Annotated in this window: 1 protein-coding gene; it reads right to left on the reverse strand. The window is 58.3% G+C overall.

What is annotated here, in order from left to right; genetic code table 11:
• Positions 1-283 (reverse strand): IS5 family transposase (locus EII23_RS12795; RefSeq protein WP_124793581.1); only part of this gene is annotated, 283 nt, incomplete at both ends.

A 283-nucleotide genomic window follows, 5' to 3' on the forward strand; every position in this document is an offset into this window, starting at 1 on the left:
TTGTGCGGCTCATCGCCTGGTTGCCGCCAACCGCTCCAGCAGCATGGGGATGCACTTTGCAATGGCTCGCATCAATCATCAACCACTCATAGTCAGGCTCAACCACGAGCGCCTCAAGGAGCTTTTCCCAAACGCCCCGGTCACGCCAACGGCAAAATCGGCGATGGGTATTTTTCCAGTCCCCAAGATCAGGAGGCAGATCGCGCCATGGCGCTCCCGTTCGCAATATCCAGAATACCGCGTTGACAAACAGCCTGTTGTCTCCGGCCGGGCGACCAACGCT

It is taken from the genome of Desulfovibrio sp. OH1186_COT-070 (assembly GCF_003860215.1).
In the GTDB taxonomy this organism is placed as follows: domain Bacteria; phylum Desulfobacterota; class Desulfovibrionia; order Desulfovibrionales; family Desulfovibrionaceae; genus Desulfovibrio.